Source organism: Rhodococcus sp. NPDC004095, from assembly GCF_053604015.1.
Genome location: NZ_JBSGGS010000002.1, coordinates 43,084 through 65,947, shown reverse-complemented (window position 1 = coordinate 65,947; position 22,864 = coordinate 43,084). Strand labels below are relative to the sequence as shown.

Annotated in this window: 19 protein-coding genes and 4 pseudogenes; 11 read left to right on the top strand and 12 right to left on the bottom strand. The window is 69.9% G+C overall.

Going from position 1 to position 22,864, the window contains the following annotated elements; translation table 11 throughout:
• Nucleotides 1–5 precede the first annotated feature (5 nt).
• The 7 genes from ACWEPG_RS03525 to ACWEPG_RS03495 all read right to left on the bottom strand — a co-directional run bounded on the left by ACWEPG_RS03525 (nucleotide 6) and on the right by ACWEPG_RS03495 (nucleotide 8,072).
• Nucleotides 6–272 (bottom strand): DUF1876 domain-containing protein, encoded by a 267-nt coding sequence (locus tag ACWEPG_RS03525; protein ID WP_450115067.1) that lies wholly within the window; start codon nucleotides 270–272, stop codon nucleotides 6–8.
• A 25-nt stretch (nucleotides 273–297) separates the two neighbouring features.
• Nucleotides 298–891: a TetR/AcrR family transcriptional regulator gene (locus tag ACWEPG_RS03520; RefSeq protein WP_450115007.1), complete on the bottom strand. Its 594-nt coding sequence runs from the start codon at nucleotides 889–891 to the stop codon at nucleotides 298–300.
• The gene (locus ACWEPG_RS03515) at nucleotides 888–2,909 is read right to left on the bottom strand and encodes an MFS transporter (protein ID WP_450115008.1); all 2,022 of its coding nucleotides are present in this window, start codon (nucleotides 2,907–2,909) and stop codon (nucleotides 888–890) included. The genes ACWEPG_RS03520 and ACWEPG_RS03515 overlap by 4 nt, the downstream gene beginning before the upstream one ends.
• A gap of 122 nt (nucleotides 2,910–3,031) precedes the next feature.
• Nucleotides 3,032–5,029 (bottom strand): 5-oxoprolinase/urea amidolyase family protein, encoded by a 1,998-nt coding sequence (locus tag ACWEPG_RS03510; RefSeq protein ID WP_450115009.1) that lies wholly within the window; start codon nucleotides 5,027–5,029, stop codon nucleotides 3,032–3,034.
• On the bottom strand, nucleotides 5,026–5,685 hold the full coding sequence (locus ACWEPG_RS03505) for an urea amidolyase associated protein UAAP2 (protein ID WP_450115010.1): 660 nt from the start codon (nucleotides 5,683–5,685) through the stop codon (nucleotides 5,026–5,028). Before ACWEPG_RS03505 ends, ACWEPG_RS03510 begins: the two co-directional genes overlap by 4 nt.
• Nucleotides 5,682–6,545: an urea amidolyase associated protein UAAP1 gene (locus ACWEPG_RS03500; protein WP_450115068.1), complete on the bottom strand. Its 864-nt coding sequence runs from the start codon at nucleotides 6,543–6,545 to the stop codon at nucleotides 5,682–5,684. Before ACWEPG_RS03500 ends, ACWEPG_RS03505 begins: the two co-directional genes overlap by 4 nt.
• A gap of 9 nt (nucleotides 6,546–6,554) precedes the next feature.
• Nucleotides 6,555–8,072 carry an amino acid permease gene (locus ACWEPG_RS03495; RefSeq protein ID WP_450115011.1) on the bottom strand — a complete coding sequence of 506 codons (1,518 nt, stop codon included), beginning with the start codon at nucleotides 8,070–8,072 and terminating at the stop codon, nucleotides 6,555–6,557.
• 191 nt (nucleotides 8,073–8,263) lie between these two features.
• On the opposite strand from ACWEPG_RS03495, the gene ACWEPG_RS03490 reads away from it, so the two are divergent.
• Both ACWEPG_RS03490 and ACWEPG_RS03485 read left to right on the top strand, forming a co-directional pair.
• On the top strand, nucleotides 8,264–9,670 hold the full coding sequence (locus ACWEPG_RS03490; RefSeq protein WP_450115012.1) for a putative nucleotidyltransferase substrate binding domain-containing protein: 1,407 nt from the start codon (nucleotides 8,264–8,266) through the stop codon (nucleotides 9,668–9,670).
• The gene (locus ACWEPG_RS03485; protein WP_452593910.1) at nucleotides 9,667–10,524 is read left to right on the top strand and encodes a Fic family protein; all 858 of its coding nucleotides are present in this window, start codon (nucleotides 9,667–9,669) and stop codon (nucleotides 10,522–10,524) included. Before ACWEPG_RS03490 ends, ACWEPG_RS03485 begins: the two co-directional genes overlap by 4 nt.
• Here ACWEPG_RS03485 and ACWEPG_RS03480 read toward each other — a convergent pair.
• Nucleotides 10,502–11,266 (bottom strand): DUF6920 family protein, encoded by a 765-nt coding sequence (locus ACWEPG_RS03480; RefSeq protein WP_452593909.1) that lies wholly within the window; start codon nucleotides 11,264–11,266, stop codon nucleotides 10,502–10,504. The two genes, ACWEPG_RS03485 and ACWEPG_RS03480, sit on opposite strands and share 23 nt — an antisense overlap.
• Before the next feature lie 55 nt (nucleotides 11,267–11,321).
• Between ACWEPG_RS03480 and ACWEPG_RS03475 the strand changes: the two genes are divergently transcribed.
• The 6 genes and pseudogenes from ACWEPG_RS03475 (at nucleotide 11,322) to ACWEPG_RS03450 (ending at nucleotide 16,436) form a co-directional block, all read left to right on the top strand.
• Nucleotides 11,322–12,023 carry a TetR/AcrR family transcriptional regulator gene (locus ACWEPG_RS03475; protein WP_450115015.1) on the top strand — a complete coding sequence of 234 codons (702 nt, stop codon included), beginning with the start codon at nucleotides 11,322–11,324 and terminating at the stop codon, nucleotides 12,021–12,023.
• A gap of 3 nt (nucleotides 12,024–12,026) precedes the next feature.
• Nucleotides 12,027–12,443: an HIT family protein gene (locus ACWEPG_RS03470; RefSeq protein ID WP_450115016.1), complete on the top strand. Its 417-nt coding sequence runs from the start codon at nucleotides 12,027–12,029 to the stop codon at nucleotides 12,441–12,443.
• A 185-nt stretch (nucleotides 12,444–12,628) separates the two neighbouring features.
• Nucleotides 12,629–12,776, top strand: a pseudogene (locus tag ACWEPG_RS03465) (transposase); the annotation flags it as partial.
• A 300-nt stretch (nucleotides 12,777–13,076) separates the two neighbouring features.
• On the top strand, nucleotides 13,077–13,616 hold the full coding sequence (locus tag ACWEPG_RS03460) for an arsenate reductase/protein-tyrosine-phosphatase family protein (protein WP_450115017.1): 540 nt from the start codon (nucleotides 13,077–13,079) through the stop codon (nucleotides 13,614–13,616).
• Nucleotides 13,617–13,859: 243 nt separating this feature from the next.
• On the top strand, nucleotides 13,860–14,612 hold the full coding sequence (locus ACWEPG_RS03455) for an alpha/beta fold hydrolase (RefSeq protein ID WP_450115069.1): 753 nt from the start codon (nucleotides 13,860–13,862) through the stop codon (nucleotides 14,610–14,612).
• 1,293 nt (nucleotides 14,613–15,905) lie between these two features.
• Nucleotides 15,906–16,436 carry a DinB family protein gene (locus ACWEPG_RS03450; RefSeq protein ID WP_450115018.1) on the top strand — a complete coding sequence of 177 codons (531 nt, stop codon included), beginning with the start codon at nucleotides 15,906–15,908 and terminating at the stop codon, nucleotides 16,434–16,436.
• Nucleotides 16,437–16,492: 56 nt separating this feature from the next.
• Here ACWEPG_RS03450 and ACWEPG_RS03445 read toward each other — a convergent pair whose 3' ends face one another.
• The gene (locus tag ACWEPG_RS03445) at nucleotides 16,493–16,636 is read right to left on the bottom strand and encodes a hypothetical protein (RefSeq protein WP_450115019.1); all 144 of its coding nucleotides are present in this window, start codon (nucleotides 16,634–16,636) and stop codon (nucleotides 16,493–16,495) included.
• Nucleotides 16,637–16,724: 88 nt separating this feature from the next.
• Nucleotides 16,725–17,888, bottom strand: a complete 1,164-nt coding sequence (locus ACWEPG_RS03440) for a serine/threonine-protein kinase (RefSeq protein ID WP_450115020.1) — start codon at nucleotides 17,886–17,888, stop codon at nucleotides 16,725–16,727.
• 502 nt (nucleotides 17,889–18,390) lie between these two features.
• Between ACWEPG_RS03440 and ACWEPG_RS03435 the strand changes: the two are divergent.
• From ACWEPG_RS03435 to ACWEPG_RS03425, 3 genes and pseudogenes are all read left to right on the top strand, one after another.
• Nucleotides 18,391–18,759: pseudogene (locus ACWEPG_RS03435) on the top strand (phosphate transport system regulatory protein PhoU); the annotation flags it as partial.
• 231 nt (nucleotides 18,760–18,990) lie between these two features.
• Nucleotides 18,991–19,608 (top strand): annotated as a pseudogene (locus ACWEPG_RS03430) (response regulator transcription factor); the annotation flags it as partial.
• Nucleotides 19,609–19,777: 169 nt separating this feature from the next.
• Complete coding sequence (locus ACWEPG_RS03425) at nucleotides 19,778–20,380, top strand: GNAT family N-acetyltransferase (protein WP_452593908.1); 603 nt, start codon at nucleotides 19,778–19,780, stop codon at nucleotides 20,378–20,380.
• A 192-nt stretch (nucleotides 20,381–20,572) separates the two neighbouring features.
• Here ACWEPG_RS03425 and ACWEPG_RS03420 read toward each other — a convergent pair.
• Nucleotides 20,573–21,639, bottom strand: a pseudogene (locus tag ACWEPG_RS03420) (carboxylate-amine ligase); the annotation flags it as partial.
• A 362-nt stretch (nucleotides 21,640–22,001) separates the two neighbouring features.
• Entirely contained in the window at nucleotides 22,002–22,856 is an 855-nt protein-coding gene (locus tag ACWEPG_RS03415) for a mycofactocin-coupled SDR family oxidoreductase (RefSeq protein ID WP_452593907.1), read from the bottom strand.
• Nucleotides 22,857–22,864: the final 8 nt, after the last annotated feature.

Genomic DNA, 22,864 nt, shown 5'->3' with positions numbered 1-22,864 from the left:
GCGCACTACGCGTAGAGCAGGGCCTTGCGGTGGGTGCTCGCCTCGATGTCGGCCGCGGTGGCCTCGATCAACTTGTGCGACAGATCCGCGAACGCACGGGCCGCCGCCAGCTCGTCGCCGATCGCAGGGACATCCGCGTCGGTCGGATTGAGCCTGGCCAACCCGACGCCCACCAGTTCCGGTTTACCCTCTGCATGCAGCCGGGCCTTGGCCCGGGTCCGGCCGTCGTGCTCGTCGATTTCGATGGTCACCGACCACTTCTTCGCTTCCATCACGGTCGCCTCCTCGACTCACACCTCAACGATGGCAGCCTGGCGGCCGTACGTCGAGGGGCTCGTCGACGATGGCCTGCACCAGCCCGCCGTAGCGCCGGATCAGGTCCTCGCGGCCGATGACGTCGGGTCCGAGCAGACCGACACTCCGGACCCCGCTCGCAAGTCCGAGCATCGTGGTGAGCACCAGATGGGTGCGGACGAGTTCGGTTGAGGTGTCACCGATCCGGTCCGCGATGGCCCTCACGTAGCGGCGCCGGATGTCCTCGCGCGCGGTGTCCTGATCGACCGCTTCGTGGATCAGCGTCGGCGCCATGGCGAGCGGGTCGGGCTCGTCGTTGTCGCGGCGGTCGAGGAGCCTGCGGACCAGTTGGTACCCGATCGGCTCCGCCGCCGCGGGCGGCTCGTCGGGCACCGCGTGCGACGGCTCCTCGAGGACGGACGCCGACGGATCCGCTGCCGCGAACAGTTCGGCCTTGCTGCCCGTCAGCTTCATCACCAGCGCCGGGGAGCAGCCGGCCGCGGCGGCGATGTCCTTGATGGTCGTCGCGGTGTAGCCGCGCCGGGCGAAGAGGTCCCGGGCGGCGGCGATCACCGTCTCCCTCGTGGATGCGGTCACGGCGCCACCGTGCCCGCGCCCGATCCGACCCCGGCGACGGCCGCGACCTCGTGGTCGGGATCGAGATCGAGGTCGATCTCCGCCGGCCGGGACAACTGGACGAATTGCCGGGTCGCGGTGCGCCGGTCGGCGGTCAGCACGGTGACGAGATGGCGCCCCGTCGAGGGTTGCGCGAACTCGTAGTGCCCGTCCGCGTCGGTGCGCGTGGTGCCCACGTACTCCCCCGTCGCCCTGACCAGGCTGACCACCGCGTCCGGGACCGAGTGGCCGCCGTCGGTGACCCGCCCGCCGAGCCGGAGCCGGTGGGTGAGCACGACCGACTGCCGGGTGTCGGAGCCGTCGAAGTCGATCACCTGGGACCGCGGCGCCCAGCCGTCCGCATTGGTGACCACCAGATAGGGACCGGGCTGCGGCAGCACCACGGAGAACTCGCCGGTGTTGTCGGCGCGGCTCCAGTCGACCGGCTCGCCGGTGGTGCGCAGCACGGTGACCACGGCCTGTCGGATCGGGCGCATACCGGAGTGCAGCACCGCTCCGCTGACGACGATCTCGTCCGGCGCGGTGTCGGCCGCGGCCTTCGCGATCGGCGGCGTCTCCGCGGCGTGGGCGGACCGCGGGATGAACGCGGCGACCGTGGCGGCCGCGAGACCCGCGACGGCGGCGACCCCGAACACGACCTGGAAGGCGGCCAGCGAGGGCAGCTCGTGTCCGGCGACGGAGAGGGTGACGGTCGTCAGAATCGCAGAGATGACCGCACTCGAGACCGAGGTGCCGACCGAGCGCAGCAGCGTGTTGAGTCCGTTGGCGGAGGCGGTTTCGGTGATCGGCACCGAGCCCATGATGAGCATCGGCATGGCGCCGTAGGCGATCGCGGTTCCGGAGGTGACCAGCATCGCTCCGAGCACGATCAGCGGCACCGACCCGGTCAGGAAGACCCGCGCGGTGTACGCGCCCGCCAGCACCAGGCCGCCGATGACCAGGGTGAGGCGGGGACCGATCCGCCGGATCAGTTTGGCGGCGATCGGCGCGACCACGACCATCATCAGCCCGGCCGGCATCATGCACAGTCCGGCGACGAGTACCGACAGGCCGTGCCCGTATCCGGTGGCCTCGGTCATCTCCAACTGCTGGGTGGTCGACATCATGTTCGCGTACATGGACAGGCCGACGAGCAGTCCGGCGATGTTGGTGAGCAGCACCGGCCTCCGGGCGGAGGTCCGCAGGTCGACCATCGGCTGGTTGACCCGCAGCTCGTACGGGAACCACAGCGCGAACGCGACGACCGCGATCACCAGGGCTCCGACTGTGCGGCCGCCGAACCAGCCCCAGGTGCCACCCTTGGAGATCGCCAGCAGCAGGGACGCCAGCGCGACGGACAGGAGCACCGCGCCGCCGATGTCGAATCGGCCGGGAGTGCGGACGGGCGATTCCGGCACCACGGTGAGCACCGCGATCACCAGGGCGACACCGGCTCCCGCGGACACCCAGAAGATGGCGGACCATCCCAGATGCTCGTAGATCAGGCCGGCCAGCGGCAGGCCGAGCGCGGCACCGATGCCGAGGGTGGCGCTCATCAGGGAGGTGGCCCCGGCGACCTTCGACTTGGGCAGCTCGTCGCGCAGGATGCCGATACCGACGGGGACGAGAGCGGAGGCCAGTCCCTGCATCCCCCGGCCGATCAGCACCGCGGGGAAGCTCGCGCCGACTGCGGCGATGACCGAGCCGACGATCATGGTGCCCAACGAGACCAGCATCATCCGCCGTTTCCCGAACATGTCGGCCAGCCGGGAGACGATCGGGGTGGCGATCGCGGCGGTCAGCAGCGTGATCGTGACCAGCCAGGATGCGGTCGTGTAGTCGATGTCGAGGATGGTCGGGAACTCGGCGAGCAGCGGGATGACCAGCGTCTGCTGCAGGGCGACCAGTGTGCCGGACAGGCAGAGCACGGTGGTGAGCACCCCGGTCGACGCCCGCGACGACGGTGTCGAACGACTGGACGGCTTCGAGTGGACTGACAAAGGGCAACTCCGGGATGCGAACTCGGAAAGAGAAGGGGGTGAACGGGTATTTACCCTCGTGCAGTGAACACCCGTTCACCCCTCTCCCGCAACCCGGACAAACCCGGCTTCCATCACCCAGGTCAGGCGGCCGCCTCACCGGTCTTCGCGAACTCCCCGGCGGCCGCCCAGGCGTCGCGCTCGGCGGCGAAGGCCGCCGACTGCGTCGTCCGGAACGCCGCGATCGAGTCGGCGTTCGACGCGAGGAACGTCTCGTGCTCGGCGAGCGAGAAGCTGCCGTCGGTGATCTGCACTCCGCCCGGTCCACCCGCGGCGGTCTCCGCGCGCAGCTCGAGAAGTTCGTCGGGCTCGACCGGGTACCAGGAGATCCGGTCGAAGAACCGCAGCAGCCACGGCGTGCCGTCCTCGAAGGCCCGCGAGTTGTCCGGGAACCGGTGGTTCCACACCTGGGTGGTGCGACCGACGAACTGGTAGCCGCCCGGCCCCTCCATCCCGTAGATGCAGAGGTAGGCACCACCGATCCCGACCGCGTTCTCCGGGGTCCACGTCCGCGCCGGGTTGTACTTGGTGGTGACCAGGCGGTGGCGAGGATCGAGCGGGGTCGCGACGGGGGCGCCGAGGTACACGTCGCCGAGGCCCAGCACCAGGTACTCGGCGTCGAAGACGGTGTCGAAGACGTCGGCGACCGAGTCGAGTCCGTTCATCCGGCGGATGAATTCGATGTTCCAGGGGCACCACGGCGCGTCGGCGCGCACGCCGTGCACGTACCGCTTGATCGCTTCCCGGGTGGACGGGTCGTCCCACGACAGCGGCATCCGTACGTGCCTGCTGGGCACCACCAGCTGCGACGAGTCGGGGATCTGCTCCTCCGCCTCGGCGAGCAGACCCATCAGCGTGGGCACGGGAAGCACGTCGGGGTCGACGCGGACCTGTAGCGACCGGATGCCCGGCGTCAGATCGAGCAACCCGGCCGGCCGCTCCGCCTCCAGCCTCTGGTGGAGCGCGTGAACGCGGGCCCGCAGCGCCAGGTCGAGGGTGAGGTCGCCGTACTCGACGAGCACGTTGTCGTCCCCGGAGCGGCGATAGGTCACCGGCGTCGCGCCGTCCCGGCGCGCGATCACTCCGTCGTCCCCGTCGCCACCGGAGGAGAACACCGCGGGCAGACCGGCGCGACGGGCGACACCGAGGTCCCCCAGTCGCGCCGCGTGCGCGGCCTTGACCGGCACGAATCGAACCCGATCCCCCGGGCTGAGCTGGCCGAGCTTCCAGCGCTCGGCGGCGACCACGGTGACCGGGCACACGAATCCGCCCAGGCTGGGACCGTCCGGCCCGAGCAGAATCGGCGTGTCACCGGTGAAGTCCAGTGCTCCGACGGAATACGCGTTGTCGTGGATGTTGGACGGGTGCAGACCGGCCTCGCCGCCGTCGGGGCGGGCCCAGTCCGGCTGCGGACCGACGAGGCGGACGCCGGTGCGGTCGGAGTTGAAGTGCACCTCGTAGTCGGTGGCGTAGAGCGTGTCGATGTCGGCGCGGGTGAAGAACTCCGGCGCACCGTGCGGCCCCTCGGTGACCGCGATCTCCCACCGGCCGGCGATCACGGGCCGGTGCTCACCCGGAACCGGCTGCGCCAGATCCGGATTCCCGGCCGTTCCGAGAGTGAGCACGTCGCCGGCCTGCAGCGCCCGGCCCTCGTGTCCACCGAAGCGGCCGAGGGTGAACGTCGCTCCACTGCCCAGGTGGTCGGGAACCTCGATCCCGCCCTGGATCAGCAGGTAGATCCGCAGGCCGGGACCGCTGACGGTACCGATGTCGAGAAGTCCGCCCGCGGGGACGGCGACGGGCTGCCAGGACGGCACCGTGATCCCGTCCACTCGGACCCGCACCGGCGCGCCGGTGACGCAGACGACGGCCTGCTCGGCGAACCGGAGGGCGGGACCGGACATCGCGAACTCCAGACCCGCTGCGCCCTCGGGATTTCCGACCGCGATGTTGCCGAGCCGGAAGGACAGGTCGTCCATCGGCCCCGACGGCGGCACGCCGATCTGCCAGTATCCGACCCGGCCCGGCCAGTCCTGGACGGTGGCGAGCATTCCCGGCCGCTCGACCGCAACGCTGGTCATCGCTCCTCCTCACGGGTGACGATCATCCGGACCTCGGTGGGGTCGAAACCGTTGCACGGGTTGTTGATCTGCGGGCAGTTCGACACGAGCACCAGCGCGTCGATCTCGGCGCGCAGTGCCAGGCGCTTGCCGGGAGCCGACAGTCCGTCGACGATGCCGAGGGTGCCGTCCGCGTCGACGGGCACGTTCATGAAGAAGTTGATGTTGGAGACCAGGTCACGCTTGCCCAGGCCCCACTTCGCGCCTTCGATCAGGAAGTTCTCGACGCAGGCGTGCTGGTGCCGGGTGTGGTGGCCGTACCGAAGGGTGTTCGACTCCTGCGAGCAGGCGCCTCCGACGGTGTCGTGGTTGCCGACCTCGTCGCCGACGATCGTCATCAACGCCGTGCCGTCCTGGGCGCGCAGCACCGATCCGGTGGTGAGGAACAGGTTGCGTTGCGCGGTGACGGTGGCCGCGGCGTCGTAGCGGGCGGTGCGGTCGGCGGCCGCGTAGATCAGGGTGTCGACGGCCTGGTTGCCGTGTAGGTCCACGATGGTGAGGACGTCGCCGGCGCGGACGACCGCCGACCACGGTCCGCGGGAGCCGACGATCTCGTCGAGGACGACGGTGCCGGGAACGAGCGCGAGGGCCTCGGCGGCGAGCAGGGTGGCGGTCATCGGGCGTCCTTTCCGAACCGCGACGCGGTCTGGGTGAGATCGGACTGCGCCGCAGTCCAGCTGTCTTCGGTGTTCAGTACCGCGCGGAGGTATTCGGGATCGTCGTTCGGCAGTGCGTCGAGGTCCGCGGGCGCCCGCCAGGCGAGCACCTCGAGCGGGGTGGTCTCGAAGGCCGGTGCGACGTCGAGGGGGTGGGCGGTGTTGGCGATCAGCACGATCACCGGCAGGTGCAGCAGCAGTTCGACCGCGGTGTCGGGCCCGGCGTTTCCGGTCGGAGTCAGCGCACCGTCCGGTTCCACGCGGACACCGTGGAAGAAGGACAGTGCCGGCGGCAGGTCACGCGGGGCCAGGTCGTGCTTGGCGGCGGCGAGGGTGAGCAGTTCCCGGCCGGCAGGCGAAGCCGAGTGCACGGCGCCGTCGCCGTACTTGGCGGTGTTGCCGGCGAGAGTGGTCGTGCCGCAGAACGTGTCGTGGGCGCCGGAGGTGTCGGCGACCACGGTCGCGAGCACCCGTCCCTGGTCGGAGAGCAGCGGATGCCCGACCCCGAGGTACGCCTGCCACGGCACCTTCACGGTGTCGGCCACGTTGAGGCGCTCGTGCGGAGCGTCGGCGCGGTACAGCAGGACGGTGGCGCAGGCGCGACCGCCGATGTCCCGCAATCGGATCCGGGCGCCCCGGGCGAGGACCTTGCTCGTGTAGCGGCCACCGGGGACGGTCTCGGCCCAGGTGAGCCGATCCGCGTCGATTCCGGCGGGTGGGGTCGGCCACGCGGACGCGGGCAGCACCGGCATCGAATCGGTGATCTCTCCGGCCTGCGAGCGGGCGTGCTCGCGGGCGGCACTGGTGGTGGCGGTGTTCACGGACACGGGTCAGGCTCCAATCGTGACGGGTTTCGGGACGGCCTTGCCGCGCGGGTAGCAGAGCGCTCCGAGGAGCACCACGGCGGCGACGGTGAGCGGACCGGCCCACTGCAGGACCGGGTATTCACCGGTCGGGTTGAAGATCTCGGCGCGCGGCCAGGCGAGGTTGACCACCATCAGCGAGCCGTAGACGACCGCGGCGATGTTGACGGGCAGACCCCAGCGGCCGAGCGAGAACAGCGGCTTGCCCTCGGCGTCGACCTGCGGTCCGCCGTTCGGCCAGCCCTTCAGTCGCCGCACCAGCAGCGGCACGGTGACCAGCAGGTACGCCAGGTAGATCAGGATGATGCAGACACTGGACAGGGTCGCGAAGATCGCCGAGTTGCCGACGTTGACGGCAAGGACCGCGATGCACAGCACGCCGATGAGCACGGACGGCGCGATCGGGGTTCCGGTGCGCGGGTTGACCTTCGAGAGCATCGACGACGCAGGCAGCCGGCCGTCGCGTGCCATGGAGAACATCAGCCGCGACGCCGCGGTCTGGATCGCGAGGGTGCAGACGGTCACCGCGATCGCCACGTCGACCAGCAGCAGGGTGCCCCACGGCGAGGACAGGATCGAGTTCAGCACGTACGGCAGTCCCTCGGTGGCGAGGCGGCCGTCGGTCAGGCTGGGCGCGGCCATCAGCGCACCGACGATCATCAGGCCGCCACCGAGTGCGGACACCGACAGCGCCAGCCGGATGGTTCGGGGCGCGACGCGGCGCGGGTTACGGGTCTCCTCGGCGAGTTCGCCGGCGGATCCGAAGCCGACCATCACGTACGCGGCCATCAGGCCGGAGACGATCCAGGCCCAGATGTAGCCGGGCTGGCCGCCGGCCTCACCGGTGTCGAACACCACCTGCGGGCCGCGCTGGGCGTGCGTGAAGAACATGCCGATCACCGCGATGACGCCGATGATCTCGCAGGTGACGCCGATGTTGTTGATCCGCGACATCCAGTTCACGCCGACGCAGTTGACGGTCGTGGTCAGCACCAGCAGCACCGACCCGAGGAGGACCGCGTTGGCGGCACCGGACGACGAGGTGAGCGAGGGGTCGTCGCCGATGACCTGGAAGCCGCTCCACACGTTCGGCAGCACCACCTGCAGTGCGATGGCCGCGGCGGAGGCGGTGACGATCTGGGCGAGGATCATGAACCAGCCGGCGAACCAGCCGATCACCTCCCCCGCCATGCGGCGTGACCACTGGTAGATCGCTCCCGAGATGGGGTACCGCGCAGCGAGTTCCGCGAAGCACAGCGCAACCATGAACTGGCCCAGGAAGACCACCGGCCAGGTCCAGAAGAAGGCCGGGCCGGCGAATCCGAAGCCGAGGCCGAACAGCTGGAAGATCGTGGTGAGGATGGAGACGAACGAGAAACCGGCGGCGAACGAGGCGAACTTGCCGAGGGAGCGGTGCAGCTGCTGCTCGTACCCGAATTCGGCGAGGTCACCGTCGTCACCGGTCTTTGATGCCACGGTCGTCATGGGCTCTCCTGCGAGGTGCGCGGTCGGCGGGTTTCTGTCGGTTGACAGTTTTCGTGGCGCCCGTTTTCTGACGGTGTCTCCCGCGTTTCGCCGTGTAGCGGTTGCGTTTCGGGGTGATGACGCCTGTTACACCACCATTTCGGACTGCTCACAGCGCCGGTCTCCCTGGCGTTCCTGTCAGGATGGGGCCCATGAACGAACCGCTGGTGGTGCGCGACCCGGCGATGCGGCCGGTCGGAGAACTGCTGCACGCACCGGCCCTGACCTGCGCGCCCGAGACATCCGTCGCCGAGGCCGCCCGTCTGATGACCGACAGTCGTCGCCGCTGCGTGCTGATCCGCCTCCGCGACGACCTGCTCGGCATCCTCACCGAGGGCGACCTGCGCCGGAGAGTGGTTGCGGCGGGGCAGAGTCCGCAGGTCCCGGTGTCCGCGGTGATGAGTGCGCCCGCGCGCACCGTGCCTGCGGCCACGCTGGGCGCGGACGCCCTGCTGGACATGCTCGCGCACGGCGTCCGCCGCCTGCCCGTCGTGTCCGACACCGGGGAAGCGCTCGGGGTCGTCGAGGACACCGACCTGCTCGCCAATGCCACCCGCGGAGGTTTCCTGGTGCGCGGTGACATCGCCCGCGCCGAGGACACCACCACACTCGTCGCCGCGACCGCCCGCATACCCCGCCTGGTGACGGAGTTGACGCGGGCCAGGGTCGCGGCAACCGACGTGAGTGCGATCCTCTCCGTCGTGGTCGGCACCGCCGTCGCTCGCGCGGTCGAACTGACCGACAGCGAATCCCCTTCCAGCGCAGCATGGCTCGTCCTGGGCAGTGTCGCGCGCCGGGAGGCGATGCCGAGTTCGGACGTGGACAGCGCGACGGTGTGGCGCGAGGGGTCGACGACGTCACGGGACGCCACCGACCGCGCCTCGCGCGTGCACACGCTGCTCGACCGGTGCTCACTGCGTGCCGACGACAAGGGTGCGCTGGCGTCGCGTCCGCGGTTCGCCCGTTCGCGCGACCAGTGGCACGCCGCGATCGACGGCTGGCTGGCCGACCCGTGGTCCGATCAGGCGCTGGTGATGCTGGCGATGCTCGTCGACAGTCGCGTGGTCCACGGCGACCCGGATCTCGATCTGGCGCGGCACACTGCCGCGGCCCTGCGGTCGCGTCCGGACGCGCTGGCCCTGCTGCTGCGCGAGGCCGTCGAGGAGAAGGCCGCACTCACATCGCGGCGGTGGAGCCTCACTCGGCGCGTGGAGTCGGTTGACGTCAAGGCACAGGGTCTGGCCCCGATCGTGAACATTGCCAGGTGGGCGGGCACCGCCGCGGGGCTGGATGCCGAGGCCACCCCGGTGCGTCTTCGGGCCGGGGTGGCGGCCGGACTGCTGCCGGAGGACGACGGCCGCGTTCTAGGGGAGGCGTTCGACGCGCTCACCCAGATCCGGCTGCGGCACCAGTGCGAACGGATCGAGCGGGGTGAGCCGCCCACGGACGTCGTCGATCCCGACGCCCTGAGTCCGTTGCAGCGCAGCCTGCTCGCCGGCGCGGTCCGCGAGATCGCCGGGGTGCAGCGCAAACTGGCGTACGCGGGACCGCCGGCATGATCGCCGCCTCCACCGCGTGGCCGGACCTGTTCGCCGCGCTCCCTCCCGAGCACGCCCATGGCGTCGACCAGACCGTCGCCGCCGAACTCCTGGAGGGCTGGCGCCCGGACCGGAGGGACGTCGCCGATCTGGTCGCCCTGGCCGCCGGGGACCTGGATCACGCGCGGTTCCTCGAACTTCGCCGCTTACAGGCGTCTGCCCTGCCGGTGACCACCCGCAGGCGCCGGTTCGCGCTGCCCCAGCCCTACCTGCTGACCGGGACACCGGTGCTGCGCAACAACTTCGGGTTGCGCGACGCCACCCAGCTGCGGGATGTCGAGTTCGCGGCAACCGCGGCCCGGCTGCTGGAGGCGCATCTGCAGGGTGCTCCCCCGGTCCGCCGGATCGACGCCGACCACGTCCACGCCCTGCATCGCCACGTCTTCGGTGACGTGTTCGCGTGGGCCGGCCAGACCCGCATCGTGGACCTGGTGAAGAACGGGGACGGTTTCGCTCCGGTCGGCGCCATCACCCGGTACCTGCGGGAAGTGGAGATCGCGGTCGCGACGGTGGACTGGCCGCGCGTGGACCACGGCCGTCTCTCCTATGCGCTCGCCGCGGTGTACGTCACCTACAACCACGCACACCCGTTCCGGGAGGGCAATGGGCGTACCGGCACTCTGCTGCTGCACCAACTGTGCGCGGCGACCGGGTTCCGGCTCGACCTCTCCGGCGTCGCCCCCGCGGAATGGGTGGCCGCGTCCCGTGATTCGGCCCCGTTCCGCCGCACCGGCGCGCCCAGCCCCCGGCCGATGATCCCGCTGCTGCGCCGCGCCCTGACGGCTCGACAGGTCAGCGGAACCTCACGTCGGTGACTCGGGCGCGGAAGAACTCGCCTTCGTCCTGACGGTCGGTCCCCCACCACCATCCGACCCGGAACCGCGAGGCGACGGTGACGCCGGCATATTCGGTCTCCACCTCGACGGCCACCCCGAACGGGTACCGCCCGTACCCCACCCCGCTCGGGGTGCCCCAGCGCTGCATCGTGGCGCCGCGCAGCCGACCGTCGGTGTCGATGTCGACATCGACCATGTCCTCGTGGCCGTCGGTCATCCAGGTCATGTGCGCGCCCCGCTCGTCTTCCGTCCAGCTCGCGCCGATACAGGCCGTCGGCACCAGGACCGACTCGATCGCGAGCCGCCCCGCGGCGCTGCGGGTGATCCGGTCGTCGCTCTCCGACATCACCGGGATCACTCCACCCAGCCGCCAGTGCATCTCCCCCACCCCGTCGGCGTACCGGTCGTAGCCGGGCACCGGGAGGCCCATCATCCGGGCGGTCGCCGCCCACACGAAGCCCACGCCGGGCCGCAGGATCTGGGTCGCGGTGAAGGGCCGCCAGGATCCAAGCTTGATCTCGCCCCGCATCGTGAAGCAGGCCACCTTCGCGAGCGGGACCGCGTCGGCGATCGACCGTCCGAGCCACCGCCGCACGGGATCGGGCAGCCCCTCGAGCCGCGCCGGGTCGAACGTCCCGTCCGCCGACGGTCCCTGCGCCAGCGCCTGCCACTGACGGGTGACGGCACGCGCGGAACGTGGCATGGACGGAAACTCGGTCATCGCACCTCCAAAGTCGGTTCACGGTATCCCGGCGTGGCACTGGCAGGATGGAGGCGTGACCAATGCCGGACCCGGACGCCCCCGCCTGAGCAAACAACGCCGACCGGGCCGTACCGCGGCGGCCGAGATCCTCGACGCGGCGGCGGAACTGTTCACCACCAAGGGTTTCGCGTCCACATCGACCCGGCAGATCGCGGATGCCGTCGGCATGCGACAGGCGTCCCTCTACCACCACTTCGCCACCAAGGACGACATTCTCGTCGCGCTGCTCGAGGGCACCGTCTCGGACGCCCTGGATGTGGCGAACCGGCTGGCCGACCGCCCCGAACCAGCCGCTGTCCGGCTGTACGCGCTGCTGCTGTTCGACGCCGGGCAACTGCTGTCGGGCCGGTGGAATCTCGGCGCGCTGTATCTGCTCCCGGAATTGCGCACCGAACGCTTCACCCGCTTCCGGGAGGAGCGGCGAAAGCTACGGACCCGGTACGCCCACCTGTCCCGCCTCGTCCTCACCGATCTCGCTCCACACGAATCCGGAATTCCTGCGCCCGGCGACGACGACGCGCGGTGCGGCCTGCCGTTCCGCATCGTCGAGACGGTGATCAACGAACGCAGCGACGCCGAAACCGCCGCCACAGCGGGTGAGCTCGTCACCGCGACCACCGTCGCGGCGGCCGGCCTGCGGGTACTCGGCTGGGCCGCGGTCGACGACCTTCACCCGCAGGCCGAGGCGTTGCTCGAGCGGTGCCGGGAGGAGTGAACGATGCCGGCCGACTGTGTGTTCTGCGACATCGTCGCCGGGCGGGTCGACGCGCACATCGTGCACGAGGACTCGGACACGGTCGGGTTCCTCGACCGCCGGCCCCTGATCAAGGGGCATGTGCTGCTGGTTCCACGGAATCACGTCCACGTCCTCGCCGACCTGCCTGCAGATCTCGTGCCACCGGTCTTCACCGTCGCGCAGCGCCTCTCCGCGGCGATGGTCACCGGCCTGGGTGCGCAGGGATCCTTCGTCGCGATGAACAACGTGGTGTCCCAGTCGGTCCCGCACCTGCACGTGCACGTCGTCCCCCGCACCAAGGGCGACGGCCTGCGTGGCTTCTTCTGGCCGAGAACCAAGTACGCCGACGACTCCGAGGCGGCCGGCTACGCCGCGCGCATCCGCTCCGCCCTCGGTTGACGCGGGCCGCTACGAACCGCAGACCTCCAGCATCCTGACGCTCAGCTCGACGAGGCGGCAGGTGTGATGCCGCCACAGCACCGTGTCGAACACCGCTGCGCCGTTCGGGCGTTGCGCACCTGCGCGCGGCAGGCGCTGTTTCTCGAGGCCCAGGCAGCCGATCCGGAGACCGAGCTCGGGGAGCCGTCCCGGCCAGCAGCGGGCAGGCCGTCCGCCACCGCCTCAATCGCAGCGGCGACCGGCAACGCAACCGGGCACTGCACACCATCGTGCTCTCCCCTCAGTCACGACCCACGGACCAAGGCCTACGCCGACCACCGCACCAACGGAGGTGTGCGGCGGCGTCCCATGCTGCCCTCGATCGCTTCAGAGCAGGCACCCAGCTCGAACCGCTTGACAGAGATAGAAGCATCCTGGTGATCGGCCTCGGGATCAAGGCCACGCAGCACGGGCATCGGGTCGCGTTCGCCACCGCGTCGACTGGCCGCCGCACTGACGCGCGGGCCGGAGGTTGCCGGCCGGGGAGCGGGTGACGAACACTTCGGGTCGTCTCGGTGAATGTCCGGTGATTCACCTGATACTGACCACTTCGCGGCGTGCGACGCCCCGAATGCCGTGGCTACAGTGCCCGCCATGCACGTCTTGTTCCTCTGCAACGGCAACGTGTGCCGCTCGGCGATCGCCGAGCGGCTGACGGTGGCCATCGCCGAGCAGCGCGGACTGGCCGGCCTTACCGCAGAGAGCGCGGGCACCCGGGCGTTGGTCGGCTTCCCGATGGAACCGGTCGCCGCTGAGGTGCTCCGCGGACTCGGCGGCGATCCCACTGGCTTTGTCGCCCGCCGGCTGCGGCCCGAATTGATCGACCGTGCCGATCTCGTGCTCGCAATGACCGAGCACCTACGGGACGAGTCGGTGCGGCTTGTGCCGGAGGCAGGGCCCCGCACCTTCACCCTGCTCGAGGCGCACCGCGTCGTGTGGTTGACAGGGGCGCACACCGTGGGTGAACTCCACGCGCACCGGGACCGCTCCAGGCCCCGCCGCGAGTCGATCAGTGATCCGGTCGGGCTCGGCGGTGAGGTGCTCGAACGGATCGCCGAGCAGATCGCGGCAGCATTGCTGGATCTGCTCCCCGCCCTCGGTGAAGCCACCCGTCCCGGTGCGGTGGTTGCGTGAGCCGTCCGGGGCCCCGAAGAGTTCCGCGAACCGAACTACGCCGACACAACCATCGCGGGGCGCGAGGACATGCCATGCCTGGTACACGGTGCGCCCGGGCCTGAGGGCCGCCCCTGCCCCGCCGACCAATTCGCCCGAGCCCTGTCGGCCCCCGCACCGGCCGAGCAGAACAGCCCACCCGCCCGCGCGCTGTACACGAAGCTGGACATCGACGTCGACGAGGTACTGCGAGAGGGATTGACGATGATCACCGTCCTGACCTGCCGAGGCATCGCGGAGCCTCTCGAGGCCAACATGCTCACCAACACCACCACCCTGCTCGATCCCACCCGATTCACGACCAGGGAGGTGCCGTGGGAGGCGAGCTACGGGCCCTATCCCGAGCCGGGAGGCTCCTCGTTCGACAAGGCCCTGGCCGACGGCCGGGCGCTGCTGCTCGACATGATCGCCGACGATCCCAACCCCGTTGTACTGCTGGGATACTCCGGCGGCGCTGCACTCGCCGGAAACGTCGCCGCCGAGATTGCCCGGGGCCTGCATCCCGACCTGGTGGTGCGCGGCGTCGGCCTGATCGCCGACCCGCTGCGGCCCGAGTCCGCCGGACTGCCCGGCTGGGGGATCGCCGGCCGACGCTCGATCGGTGGCGCGATGCCGGTCTGGCAGATCGCCGATCCCCGCGATGTCATCTGCTGCTGCCCCGCCAACTCGCCCCTGCGCACCCTCGCCGACCAGTCCGCGGCGTTTTCGCTGGCGGATCCGCGGGCCTGGGTGGTGGACCTGCTCGACCGGCTGCGCACCCGACGATGGCAGGCGGTGCTGATCGAGTGGTGGCACCCCTGGACGGTCTGGCGCCAGTATTCCAACGCCATCGACGACGTCGAGGGCTACCTGTACCGCGGCGACCACACCGGCTACGCGACGCGCCCAATGCCCGGCACCGACCGCACCTACTGCACGGTCCTCGCCGATCGCGTCAACGACAACGCCGCCTGGTAATCGATGCCCCCGACGGGACGCATGTTCCGGCCGAAAAGTGGGCGACGACCGCATGGCGGGGTGGCCACGATCAGCGACTACCGGTAACGGCGGTTACGTCGTCTCCCCGGGTCGATGGCGCGGTGGGCGACGCCGTGGGCTCGCGTCGGAGACAGGTCGTACGCCGCGGCGAGCACGCCCCTCGTCCGGCCGCCGCGGGCGCGACCGCACGAGACGGACGCCTGTCGACACCGACACACGACAGCATGGAGTCCGCATGCGACCCATGCGAAGCAGACGAAATAGCGCTCACACGAGCGTCATCCGAGTCTCGTGAGCCAGACCAGGCCGGCGAACGCGCGAAGCCGGAGAGGAGAACCGGCGTGGCCTTGCCGGCGCCCTCGGTCTGTTCAATCGGAACCCTCGCAACCGCGATGAGGAATCCGCCCGTACCAACAGAACCGCGTACACATTCATGAAGCGCACGGAATCAGCGGACGATGCGCCAACACAACTGGGTACCCATAGAGCCGACAGTGAATATTGCGAAATCTCTACTGGCAGAAGCGGTTTCCGGAGCCATAGAATCGCGAGCTGCCGACCCTCGGACCGCTTGAGCGGGGCCACCATCTCCAGCGCCGCATTGGTGCGCGGCGAGCCTGGCCGCGGCGAAATCATGTGCCCACCAACTACGGAACCCGGTCAGGTCGACGCCTTCGAGGGCCCACGATTTGCCGTACACGACATGGAGATCCTCGACCACGACGGCCGGGGCGCTCATCGGACACCCCCGAGGTGGTCTCCGGCGTAATCGGTGGACGGGTGGGTGGTCATCGGAGGGTCCTCGGAAGAAGGTGCTCCCTCCCGGTGGTGGGTGGGAGTCCGCTACCTCAGACGAACCAACCGCGAGTTGGACGCACCTGCCGCCGAATCAGGTCGGTCGAACGCGGGCGAGCCGGCCCACCAGGTGCCGGGGGTCGCGGCCCACCCCGCGCAGCGACGCGGACGACAGCGACCGTTGCCCACTCTGAGCCCAAGTAGCCGAGCCCCGCAGTGGGTGGTGTGGACAGTCCTCTGCAGGGCGGTGAACACGGCCGTACACGGGGTTTGCCCGCAGTCACGGCCGCTTGGTAGCGGCCGGTGTCGAACACCGGTGCCGTCGGCGCGGTCTCGAGCAGGCGCCCGATTGGTGTGGACCGATCCCGCGCCCCGACCTGAACACAGCCCCTCGCGTCGGGTGCCGCCGACTCCATCCCACGGCGGACAATGAGTCGAACGGCAGTGGACCGCAGCGTCGCAGGGTGAGGATGCGTCATGCCCGAGGGTCAACCGGTGGATCGGGGCGCGATCATCGCGGACTTCGAACGGGCCCGGCGTTCGCTGCATGCACTCCTGGGCCGTGCGTCCGCGGAGGATTTCGATCGCCGCTCGAACGGCACCCGCTGGACCAACGAGCAGCTGCTGTTCCACATGGTCTTCGGCTACATGGTCGTGCGCCGGCTACTCCCGCTGATCCGGGTCTTCTCTCGGTTGCCCGACGGTGCGAGCCGCCGGTTCGCGCGCGCACTCGACGCCGCCACCCCGGTGTTCGACGAGGTCAACTACCGAGGCTCCGCCCTCGCGGCCCGCGTCTACGACCGCCGCCGGATGGGCAGTCACTTCGACCGCATCATCGCCTCCCTCCATCGCCACCTCGCGCAGGAGACCGACGCCGACCTGCACAGCGGCATGCACTTTCCGGTCCGCTGGGATCCGTTCTTCACCGACTACATGACCGTCGAGCAGCTCTACCGCTACCCCGGCCGGCACTTCGACTTCCACCGCGGCCAGCTCACCCTCGACTGAACCCCGGGCGACCCGCTGCTCCGTTCATCCACTGTTCGTTTCGCAGCGCGAGGAGATCACGTCGCCGGGATCAGATGGGCGTCGCCGAACTCGTTGGGCGTCCCGCGCGGGGTCAGGGCCGCGATGTAGTGCTGCGGGCCGTGGTCGTTCAGCGAGAACCGGAACGGAAGACCCCGCAGCAGCCGGAACTTGCTCGCCACGAAGCCCAGCGAGCTATGCGGGCTGGAGTTCGAGCGCCGGGCGCGCATCCGCCTCCGTGGTGGTGTCGAACGGGCGGGGGTGTGTCGCTCAGTTACCGCTCTTGTTGCCCTTCTCGTTGCTCTTTCCGGTGCCCCCGTTGCCGTTGTGGTTTCCGTGGTTTCCGTTGCCCGGAGCCGACTCGGTCTGCGGGGGAACGTTCGTCACCGGGGGCCCGACCGGCGCGACGACGGTGCTGGTGACCGGTGGAGGAGTCGGGCTGACCGAGGCGGGGCCGACGGTGCTCCCGTCGTCACGAATGGAGACGACGAGTGCCACGAGCGCGACGGCCACCAGCAGAGCCGCGACGGCGGCGATCACGCCCATTCGCCGCGATCGTCGAACCGGAGCGGGCAATGCCGCCGGCGCGGGTGCTGCGGGGGTGAACGCCCGCGTCGGCGGTGGAGCCGTCGGGTGCGGGGCCTGCAGTGCGGTGGCCATGGCGTGTGCGTCGGGAAAGCGGCGGTGCGGGTCGCGGGTCATCGCGCGGTCGATCACCGCGAGGAGGCCGGGGTCGACGTCCGGCCGCAGAGTGGCCAGCGGCGGGTACTGCCCGCTCATGATGGCGTGGACCAGCGACGCGATCGTCTCACCCGTGAACGGGCGTCGCCCCGACAGCGCTTCGTAGCCGACGACGCCGACGGCGTAGAGATCGTCCGCGACGGTCGCGGGATTGCCGGCGATGCGGTCGGGACCGAGGTAGGCGACGGTGCCGAGGACCAGGCCCGTCGTGGTGTGGTCCGTGTCGGCGCTCTTGGCGATGCCGAAGTCGGTGACCTTCACGGTGCCCGCGGCGTCGAACAGGACGTTCCCGGGTTTGATGTCGCGGTGCACGATGCCCAACGCGTGGGCCGCACCGAGCGCGGCCAGGATCTGGGCGAGGATCGCGCGCACCCGCGGTCCGGGCAGGGGACCGGCGGAAATGTCGTCGGCGAGCGACCGACCGGGCAGGCGTTCCATCACGATGTAGGGGACACCGGCATCCTCGCCGCTGTCGTGGACGGCGACGACGTTCGGGTGATTGAGGGTCGCGGCCAACCGGGCCTCCGACTCGAAACGCCGACGGGTGCCCGGAACCGATGCCAACTCCGCACGGAGCACCTTCACCGCCACCGGACGGCCGAGTCGCCGGTCCCACCCCTCGTGGACGTCCGCCATCCCGCCGCGACCGAGCACTCCCCGCAACTCGTACCGACCCGCGAGAACCACCGACATACGTCTCACGCTAGACGGCACGAAGGACCGCCCGACCTCCCCCCGGGGGGGTGACCTCCGAGACTCTCCCACCCGCGTTTCGGGCTCCGACCGTGTCGAAGAGATTGTCCACTCGCACTGCGGTTTTCGGGTGCAGGTGTGGCGGCGGATGGCTGGCGCCCGCTGAACCTGCCCGTGAGGAGGCCACCGGCGGCCGGGCCACACGGGGATCCACCGCAACGCCGACTCGGGCGTCCCGGTCCTGCGGTGGTGCCACACCCGCCCGACTCGCCACCCGCTGGTCGACGACCACTGCCGGGTCGAGCCCAGCGTTCCCTCGGCCACCGGGGCGGCATGACCGAAACCGACCGCAGACGACACGCTCACCGACCGCGGCACGGCGAGTACCGACCCCTCACGCCGCGCCGCGCTCGACCGGGCTCCATCGGCACCGGGGACGCGGCCTCCCGGTGACCACTCGCGGCGAGCACGAAGCCGGCCGGGGAGGGCGATCGCGGTGGCGGTGTCGGATCTGAGCCGGATGGGCGGGCTGGCGCAACACGTGGCCGAGAGCGTGCGCCGCCGACACCCCGACCACGTCACCTCCGGGGAGGCGGAGGAACTGCTCGCCCGGATGGGGCGGGCGGCCGGTGAGATGGCCACAGTCGGCGAACAGGTCCTGCGCACGCGTGATCCCGTGCTGGCCTCCGAGCTCGGCAGGCGTGACGACGAGCGGAGCGACCTGCGAGGGACCCCCGAGATGTTCCGACCCGCGGCCGCCGCACCCTCGTCGGCAGCACCCGCCGCGAGCCGGATTGCGCGGCATTGCCTTGGGCCGCTTGGCGCGCGTACATTGAGATTCGCGGATCGAACGAGTAATCGGGAACGGTGAAAAACTCGAGAAGCAGAGATCCGGCCGAGAATGTGAAAGCATTTTCGGCCGAACCCCTGTCCGGGCATGTCCCGCCACTTCATCGGCAAGCAGAGCGATGGTCAACAGCCGGGCCGCCGACGCCTGGACTCATTCCCCCGAGTCGGTGCCGCGCCCGCTCGACCCACCCCATCAGCCGGCGGGGTCCGCAGACTCGCTCGACGAGCTGAAGGCCCGCGAGGACCCGCTGCCATGGGGGTGGCGGTCAGGCAGCAGGGCGATCACGGTCGAGCAGCCCGGTTACTCGAACAGTGCCTGCGGCTGACCCGGCTGGCGGACGAACCCCTCACCGCGGCCGTCGCCCTGGAGGCACTGGCATGGATCGCCGCCGAACAGGACAAGGCGCAAGGCGCCGCGGTCCTGCTGGGCGCCGCCGAGGCGCTGGGCCGGTCCGCCGGCAGCTCCCCCGTGCTGTTCCACAACCTGCTCGCCCACCACGAGAACTGCGAGCGGCAGGCCCGCCGGGCACTCGGTGAGCGAGCGTTCGAGGCCGCCCGACGCGAGGGTGCGGCCCTGGGATTCGAGCAAGCCGTCGCCCACTCCCTCGGCGAGCACCCCGCGGCCGCGGCACCACCCGCCGGTCACACGAGCCTGACCAACCGGGAACGGCAGGTCGCCGACCTCGTCGCCGAGGGCCTGACCGACAAGGCGATCGCCACCCGGCTCGTGATATCCCAACGAACCGCGCAGGGCCACGTGCAACGCATCCTCACCAAACTCGGGTTCACCTCACGAGCCCAGATCGCGGCCTGGGTCGTCGAGCACGCGCAGGACGAGCGTGCCCGAGGATCGCCCGCACACTCCAGCTGAACCGCACTCGGTCCGATTGGGACTGAACACGCCGGGGCGTCGGCGACGGAGGAATCGTTCGGGCGGTTCTCATCGAGATCGGCCACCAGAGCGGCGAGCCGGTCGGCGGTGCCGCTGTGTCGTTCGGTCGGTGGGTCGCCGACGACCGTCGGCACTGATCTTCGCGGCAGTGGACAACATCGTGCCGACCTCCCGGGGAACGCAACCATGTTCGTTCTGGTGCGTCACGCGGCCCAACCCGACAGATCCGCCCTGGTCCAGCCGAGGCGGGGCGAGGAAAATAGGGACGATGGTCGACATCTATGAGGTACCCGCAGGAGAGCCACGCCTGACGTCATTCCTCCAGGCGCAGCACACCACCCAGATTGCCCGGCGCGGCGAGTTGGTCGACGCACGCGACCGCCCGGCCCTGATCGCATCGACCGACGACGAGACGGTCGGGGTGCTGATCTACGACATCGACGGCACGAACTGCGAAATCGTCAACATGCGCGCATCCGGCCAATGGGGCGGCGTCGGCACGGCACTCATCGAACGCATCGTCGAAGTCGCCCGTGCACAAGGCTGTTCCCGACTGTGGTTGGTCACGACGAACGACAACCTCGACTCGATGCAGTTCTACCAGCGGCGCGGCTTCCACCTGTCGGCCGTTCGATGCGGCGCAGCGGACGAGGCGAGACGGACCCTGGAGCCGGACATCCCCGACGTGGGTTACTACAAGATCCCGATTCGGGATGAAATCGAGTTCGAGCGCGACCTCGAGCCCGCGTAGGCGAGCCCGCCCCACTCCCCGGGCTCGATCGAGCCCGAGCGGGCCGCCGTGCGCAAGTCATTCCTAGTGGGGTGATCCGTCCGGAGCGGCCGCCTCGCCGGAGCAATCCGCCGTCCCGGGGTCGTGTATCGGCCGGTAGCAGTACAGCAACGTCCCATCGGGGTCATCGGCCGCCGCCGACGATGTCATCAGGCCCGTTGTCTCGGCCCGCAGCAGGTCGACCACGTCGGTCAGTCGGCCACGCCTGCGCAGGAATCGACGCTGTCGTGATGCCGAGCTCCCGCCGCGGATGGCCGCCGCTGCCAACTCGGATACGGTGTCCCAGTCCCCGGCTTCGTCGAGTTCGGGGCGCAGCATGTGAGCGAACTGCTCGACCAGCTCCCGGGCCGGTCGCGGCACCGCTGCTGCCACGTCCACCAGGTCCCCCTCGAGTCCGGACCGTGCAGCGCGCCACAGCGCGGCCCGCGCCAGCGTGGGCGATATTTCGAGAGGAGGGACGCCCGCCCGGAGGCCGTGCACTTCATGTTCGACGAGGGCCCGGAACAGGCCGGCGATCAGGACGATGGTGTCGACGTCCGGACAGCTGTCGCACACCCGCAGTTCCAGCGTGGGCACCCGCGCCGAGGGGCGGACGTCGAAATACACCATTCCGTGGGCGATCAAGGCATCGTATTCGGCGGCGGATTTCACGGCGGACGGAAACGGCCCGGCACTGGGCCAGCGAAGCCACACCAACGTCCGAACGCTGGCGTAACCGGTGTCCGAGCCATCGGACCAGAACGGTGAACTCGCGCTCAGCGCCAGGAAGAGCGGAAGAAATGGTGCGACGCGGTTGGCCACTCGAACAGCTTCGTCGCGCACCGGCGCATCGACGTGAACCTGGGTGCCGCAGATGAGTTGCTCTCGGGCCAGCAACTGGTAGTCCGCCAGCATCCGCCGGTAACGGGGAGTTTCGGTGACCAGCATCTCAGCAGGAACCGAAAGCGGTACCGCGCCCGCGGCGACGACGCCGATATCGAGGCGGTCGGCGGCCCCGACGAGGAGTTGTCGATGGTGCACCAGGTCCTCCCGCAGGTCCTGAAGGCCTGCGAAGACACCGCTGTTCACCTCGACCACGCACCGCTGGAGCTCCTCGACGTAGTCGTTCTCAGGCAGGGTGGCGAGCAGTTCCGGGGCGCGCGGGTCAGGCGCCGGGTAGTGGCGTCGATAAGATGGAACTCTTCTTCAACACCCACCTTGCGCAGACCGCTGCCGGGCACTTGTGTCAGCGTAGTAGCAGGTAGAGGCCACAACAACCCCTGCCTCGGATCGAACGGGCGGAACGTCTTGTCCACCGCAGGCTTCGGGATCCGAATTCGGGATCGACCCGCCCTGGATCCGGTGGAGACTTCGTTCAGGCCACCTCGAGGGCGGGGGTGGCGGTGGGGCGCTCCGTCCCGACGCGGCAAATGGGGCCTGGGCCGGGCACCGACAACCGCTCCCCCATCGGAATCAACACTGCCTCAACGGGTTACCGAAACATCCGGGACGAGGTGTCGTTCTCACGCCACAGTCGGCCCCGGTACCCCTGGGCTTCCGTCGTGCCGGGCGGGCGGCCACCGCTCGCCCGGCACCCCCCGATCTACTTGACCGGTGCGGGGTTCACGCCGGTGAGCAGCAGGTGGCCCGCGTCGACCGGGATGGTCACCCCGGTGACGGAGGCAGCCAGATCCGAGTTGAGGTACAGCGCGGTGTCCGCGATGACCTGCGGCGGCATGAATGTCGTGCCCTTGAGGGCGTGGAAGTGGTAACCGCCCTCGAGCATGTCAGCCTCGGTGCCTCCCTCGTGGCCGGCGAACATGTCCCACGCGCCCTGGTGGTCGGTCATCGGGGTCTTGATCGCGCCCGGATTGATCGAGTTGCAGCGAACGCCATACGGCGCGAGCTCAAGCGCGATGTTCTTCATCAGCCCGATAACGCCGTGCTTGGCCGCGACGTAGTGGGCGTAGTTCATCCCCGGTTCGAGTCCGTTGACCGACGACGTGATGATGATCGACCCGCTCTGCCGTTCGATCATGTGCGGGGCAACGGCCTTCGCGGACTTCCAGACGCCGGTGAGGTTGACACCGATCATCTCGTCCCACGCGTCCTCGGTCAGTTCCCAGAACGGCCCCTGCGTCCAGATTCCGGCGTTGGCAATCAGGATGTCGATCTTGCCGAGCTCGGCGATCGTCCGCGCGACGGCGTCGTCGAGCTCGGACTGTTCACGGACGTCGACCTCGAAGGACAAAGCCCGCCGGCCGAGTGCCTCCACCTCGGCGACGGTCTCGGCCATGTCGGTGGTGTCGGCCATCTTGTAGGGCACCGACCCCATCTGCCGCGCGATGTCGACGATGACGACGTCCGCGCCCTCGCGGGCCGAGGTCACCGCGTGCGCACGCCCCTGTCCGCGCGCGCCGCCGGTGACGAATGCGACTTTTCCGTCCAGCATTCCCATTGATTCGT